The organism is Oerskovia sp. NPDC060287, assembly GCF_042726775.1.
Taxonomy (GTDB): domain Bacteria; phylum Actinomycetota; class Actinomycetes; order Actinomycetales; family Cellulomonadaceae; genus Oerskovia; species Oerskovia merdavium.
Window position 1 is genome coordinate 1 of record NZ_JBHXBO010000261.1, and the last position, 5432, is coordinate 5432.

Sequence of the window (5432 nt, forward strand, 5' to 3'; positions counted from 1 at the left end):
GGGAACCTTCCCCTCCACCCCGGCGTCGGTCGTCAGCGGTGGGTCAGCCTCAGACGTCCGCGGCCTGCGCCGCGAGCGCCCGCTCGACGCCTGCGAGGTTCTCGACGACCAGACGGCGCAGCGCGGGGGCGGCGTCGGCGTGGGATTCGAGCCAGGCCTGCGTCGCGTCGCGCAGCTCGGCGTTCGCGAGCGGCGCGGGGTAGAGCCCCACGACGAGCGTCTCGGCGATGTGGTAGCTCCGCTCTGCCCACAGCGTGGTCAGCGAGGCGAAGTACTTCTCGACGAGCGGGGCCAGGACGGCCGGGTCGTTGACGTGCTGGAAGCCCTGCGTCGTGGCGCGCACGATCGCGTTGGGTGCCTCGTCCGAGTCCACGAGCGACGCGAACGCGGCGAGCTTGGCCGCCGTCGTCGGGGCCGTCGCGGTCGCACGGGCCGCCGACTGCTGGCCCGTGGCGGTGTGGTCCTGGGCGAGCGCGGCGTCGACCTCGGCCTGGTCCGCACGGCCCAGGAGGACGAGGCCCTCGAGGATCTCCCAGCGCAGGTCGGTGTCGATCTCGAGGCCCTCGAGCGTCACGGTCCCGTCGAGCAGCCCGCGCAGCGCGTCGGCGTGAGCCGGGGTCGAGGCGAGGTGCGCGAAGAACTTCACGAACTGGAACTGCGCGTCGGTGCCGGCCTGTGCCGACTGGGCGAGGCGCCACAGCTCGTCGCCCACGACCGCGAGCGTCGCGGCCTGCTTGCCGGGCGTCACGTACGACTTCGCGGCCAGCGCGAGCTGGTTGAGCGTCGTGCGGATCGTCGTGGACTCGGTCTCGCGGGCGATGTTCCCGAGGACCAGGCGCACGTACTCGCCCGCCGGGGTCTCGCCGTCGCGCGTCGCGTCCCAGACCGAGCCCCACACGAGCGAGCGCGCGAGCGGGTCCGTGATGTCCGCGAGGTGCTCGATCGCGACCTCGAGCGAGGCCTCGTCGAGACGGATCTTGGCGTATGCCAGGTCGTCGTCGTTGAGCAGCACGAGCTGCGGACGGTCGAGGCCCGCGAGCTCGGGGACCTCGGTGCGGACGCCGTCGACGTCGATCTCGACGCGGTGCTCGCGCACGAGGTTGCCGCCGACCACGTTGTAGAAACCGATCGCGAGGCGGTGCGGGCGGATCGTCGGGTAGTCGGCCGGGGCCTCCTGGAGCACCGCGAACGACACGATGCGTCGGTGCGCGTCGAGCTCGATCTCGGGGCGCAGGGTGTTGACGCCCGCGGTCTCGAGCCACAGCTTGGACCACGAGCCGAGCTCGCGCCCGCTCGTGGCCTCGAGCTCGGTGAGCAGGTCGCTCAGCTCGGTGTTCTGGTACTCGTGCTTCTTGAAGTACTGGGCCACGCCGGCCATGAACGCGTCGATGCCGACCCAGGCGACGAGCTGCTTGAGGACCGAGCCGCCCTTGGCGTACGTGATGCCGTCGAAGTTGACCTGCACGTCCTCGAGGTCGTTGATCGTCGCGACGATCGGGTGCGTCGAGGGGAGCTGGTCCTGGCGGTACGCCCAGGACTTCTCCATGGCCGCGAACGTCGTCCAGGCCTCGTGCCACTCGGTCGCCTCGGCGGTCGCGAGCGTCGAGGCCCACTCCGCGAAGGACTCGTTGAGCCACAGGTCGTTCCACCACTTCATGGTGACCAGGTCGCCGAACCACATGTGCGCGAGCTCGTGCAGGATCGTCACGACGCGACGCTCCTTGATCGCGTCGGTCACCTTGGAGCGGAAGACGTAGGTCTCGGTGAACGTCACGGCGCCCGCGTTCTCCATGGCCCCGGCGTTGAACTCGGGCACGAAGAGCTGGTCGTACTTGGCGAACGGGTACGGGTAGTCGAACTTCTCCTCGAAGAAGGCGAAGCCCTGGCGGGTCTTCTCGAAGATGTAGTCGGCGTCCAGGTGCGGCGCGAGGGACTTGCGCGCGAACACGCCGAGCGGGATCACGCGGCCGTCCGACGAGGTCAGCTCGGAGCGCTCGACCACGTAGGGGCCAGCCACGATCGCGGTGATGTAGGTCGAGATGACCTGCGTGGGCTCGAACGTCCACGTCGAGGCGTCGACCGTGGAGTCGGTCGCGTGCGTCGCGGGGACGGGCTCGGGCGTGGGGGAGTTCGACACGACCTGCCAGGCGGACGGCGCGGTGACCGTGAACTGGAACGTGGCCTTGAGGTCGGGCTGCTCGAACGCGGCGAACACGCGGCGCGAGTCGGGGACCTCGAACTGGCTGTACAGGTAGACCTCGCCGTCGACCGGGTCGACGAAGCGGTGCAGGCCCTCGCCCGAGTTGGTGTACGCGGCGTCCGCGACGACGCGGAGCTCGTTCTCGGCGGCGAGGCCCGTCAGCTGGATGCGGGAGTCCGCGAAGACCTGGGCGACGTCGAGAGCCTCACCGTTGAGGGTGATCTCGTGGACCGTCGGTGCGATCAGGTCGATGAAGGTGCTCGCCCCGGGGGTCGCGGCGAACCGCACCACCGTGGTCGAGCCGAACGTCGTGGGTCCGGTCGTGAGGTCGAGCGCGACCTCGTAGGAACGGACGGTGACGACACCAGCGCGCTCGGCGGCTTCGGCGCGGGTGAGGTTCTCTCCGGGCACAACATCTCCTCAGTACGGATCGGGCTGGCCGGTAGGCCACGACGATTCTCCCACGCGGCGACCTGCCGGTCGCGGACTTTGCGAGGACCTCCTGGCCTGCAGGAATGTGTGCGGGGTCCGTGACGTTGAGCACTCGGGGAGCGGGGCCGTCCTGCCTCCACCCGACCTTCGAACCACCGAGGAGACCTGACCACGTGACTGCTGTGACGACGTCGGACATCGCTGACGACCTGCGCGAGACCGACGCCCCCGTGCGTACCGCCGACTTCTGGTTCGACCCGCTCTGCCCCTGGGCCTGGATGACGAGCCGGTGGATGGACGAGGTCTCCAAGGTTCGCGACGTGAGCGTGCGCTGGCACGTCATGAGCCTGTCGGTCCTCAACGAGGGCCGCGAGCTGCCGGAGAAGTACCAGGACCTCATGGAGCGCGGCTGGGGCCCGGTCCGGGTCGTGATCGCGGCGCAGCAGGAGCACGGCGACGACGTCGTCAAGCCGCTCTACGACGCGATCGGCACGCGCCTGCACCCGGGCGGGCGCAGCGACTTCGACGCCGTGATCGCCGAGTCGCTCGCCGAGGTCGGCCTGCCCGCCTCGCTCGCCGAGCACGCGACGAGCGACCGCTACGACGCCGAGCTGCGCGCCTCGCACGCCGAGGGCATCTCGCGCGTGGGCGAGGACGTGGGGACGCCCGTGGTCGCTTTCGGCGATGTCGCGTTCTTCGGTCCGGTCGTCACGCCCGCGCCCAAGGGCGAGGACGCGGGACGGCTGTGGGACGGGTGCGTCCTGGTCGCCTCGACGCCCGGCTTCTTCGAGCTCAAGCGCACGCGCACGCAGGGCCCGGTCTTCGACTGACGGGCACGCACGCCCGACGGCGCGTCCCCGGCCCGGCCGGAGGCGCGCCGTCGTCGTCCTGGACCGGCCCGGCGGTCGACTGCCGACGTGGAAGGATCGCGGCATGGCCTCCTGGAAGCAGTTCGTCGACGACGCCCCCGATCTTGCCCGGCGGGTGCGCGCCCGTTTCGAGGCGACCGCGCAGCACGTCCTCGCGACCCGGACGCTCACCGGGTCGCCGCGGGTCAGCGGCACCGAGGTCGGTTTCGCCCGCGACGAGGCGTGGATCGGTTCGTCGTCGCGCTCGGGCAAGTCGATGGACCTGCGCCTCGACCCGCGGTTCGTGCTGCACTCGAACCCGGGCGACGGCACGATGACCAGCGGGGACGTGAAGATCGACGGGACCGCCCGTGGTTCCTCGGTCGACGACGCGCGCCGGTTCGGACCCGCGGGGACGGCGGAGCCGGGCGAGCCGTTCCGGCTCTTCTGGATCGACCTGTCGCGCGTCGTGCTGACGACCGTGGACGGTGAGGAGGTCCGGACCGAGACCTGGCGCCCGGGAGCGGGAGTGCAGGTCGACGAGCGGGCGCGCTGACCTGGTCTCTAGGGAGTCGGTGCCTCGGGGCACCGACCTCGCACGGGGTGCATAGCGGACTCATCGGACAGGGGTGCGGTTCGACCGACGCAGGATCGTCGTGCCATGCTGCGTACTTCTGCCCCGAAACTGCGGGGTCCCGTCCTCTGAGGAGCTGTGATGTCCGGCAACGCCCCCGTGCCTCCGCCGCCCCCGCACTCCGAGCCTGCCCAGCGGCCGCCGGCCTTCCAGCCGGGGGCGCAGCAGCCCGTGACGTACCCGACCCCTCCTTCGCCCGACCAGCAGGCGACGGCCTACCAGCCGGTCCAGCCCGCGCAACCGTCGTACGGCGACGGCCAGGCGACCGCGTACCAGGCGCCCGTGCCTCCGGCGCAGCAGCGACCGGCCTATCAGCAGCCGCCGGCCCAGCCGGGCTACGGTCAGGACCAGCAGGCCACGGCCTACCAGCCGGCCCAGCCGGGCTACGGTCAGGACCAGCAGGCCACGGCCTACCAGCCGGCCCAGCCCGCCGCTCCCGTGGCTCAGCCCGTCCACGAGCAGCAGCCTGCGTACCAGCCGCCGCCGCCCGCGTTCGCGCCGGGCTCGGGCCAGGCCGCCCAGCAGGCGGCTGCCCAGCAGCCCGTCTACCAGGGCCAGGCCACCTATCCGCCGCAGGCCGCTCCCCAGCAGCCGGTCTACGCACCACAGCCGGCCGCGCAGCCCTACCAGCCCGCGTACGCCGAGCAGGCGCAGACGGGTGGGGGCGCGCAGCCCCCGGTGCGGCCGAGCGGCCCGGCGAAGGGCAGCGGGTCCGGCGGTGGCCGCCGGCTCAGCCCGGGCTGGATCGCGTTCATCGTCGTCGACGTCATCCTCGTCGCGATCGTCATCGCCTTCGCGATCAGCCTCGCGGGCGGCGGCACGGACGCGGAGTCGCCCGACGGTCAGGGCACGGTCGCGGAGGCCCCGGCGGCGACTCCCGAGGCACCCGCCGAGGCGGAGGACGCCCCGGTCGCGATCGCGGGCGAGACCGTCACGACGCCCAGCAAGAACATCACGTGCACGATCGGCGACCTGGGCATCTCGTGCGGGATCGCGGAGCTCGCCTCGCAGCCCGCACCCGTCGAGGGGTGCAAGGGCACCACGGGCTACCTCGTGACCCTCACCGCGGACGGTGTCGACATCCCGTGCGTCCCGGCCGCGGACCAGCCGCAGAAGGCAGGCGGCGACGTGGCCGTGCTCGAGTACGACCAGACCAAGACGGTCGGGACCTACACGTGCACGAGCTCCAAGACCGGGATGCGCTGCACGGACAGCGAGACCGGCAAGGGGTTCAACGTGGCCAAGGCCGGGCTCTCGTCCTTCTGACGTCGCACCGCCCGGGTGGGTGACGCACCCGGGCGAGCGGCGCCGTCGGGCC

At 71.8% G+C, this 5432-nt stretch carries 4 protein-coding genes; 3 read left to right on the forward strand and 1 reads right to left on the reverse strand.

Annotation, left to right across the window (positions count from 1 at the left end; translation table 11 throughout):
* Positions 1–49: 49 nt before the first annotated feature.
* Complete coding sequence (gene pepN, locus ACFWFR_RS17000; protein ID WP_377623783.1) at positions 50–2611, reverse strand: aminopeptidase N; 2562 nt, start codon at positions 2609–2611, stop codon at positions 50–52.
* A gap of 203 nt (positions 2612–2814) precedes the next feature.
* On the opposite strand from pepN, the gene ACFWFR_RS17005 reads away from it, so the two are divergent.
* The 3 genes from ACFWFR_RS17005 to ACFWFR_RS17015 all read left to right on the forward strand — a co-directional run bounded on the left by ACFWFR_RS17005 (position 2815) and on the right by ACFWFR_RS17015 (position 5380).
* Positions 2815–3462 (forward strand): DsbA family protein, encoded by a 648-nt coding sequence (locus ACFWFR_RS17005; protein ID WP_377616075.1) that lies wholly within the window; start codon positions 2815–2817, stop codon positions 3460–3462.
* Between the two features lie 103 nt (positions 3463–3565).
* A complete protein-coding gene (locus ACFWFR_RS17010) occupies positions 3566–4036 on the forward strand; it encodes a pyridoxamine 5'-phosphate oxidase family protein (protein ID WP_377623784.1) in 471 nt (156 codons plus the stop codon).
* A gap of 159 nt (positions 4037–4195) precedes the next feature.
* Positions 4196–5380: a hypothetical protein gene (locus ACFWFR_RS17015; RefSeq protein WP_377623785.1), complete on the forward strand. Its 1185-nt coding sequence runs from the start codon at positions 4196–4198 to the stop codon at positions 5378–5380.
* Positions 5381–5432: the final 52 nt, after the last annotated feature.

What these genes read in the sequence shown, in the direction of transcription:
- ACFWFR_RS17010 (WP_377623784.1), top strand. Translation starts at nt 3,566, where the DNA reads ATGGCCTCCTGGAAGCAGTTCGTCGACGACGCCCCCGATCTTGCCCGG.
- ACFWFR_RS17015 (WP_377623785.1), top strand. Translation starts at nt 4,196, where the DNA reads ATGTCCGGCAACGCCCCCGTGCCTCCGCCGCCCCCGCACTCCGAGCCT.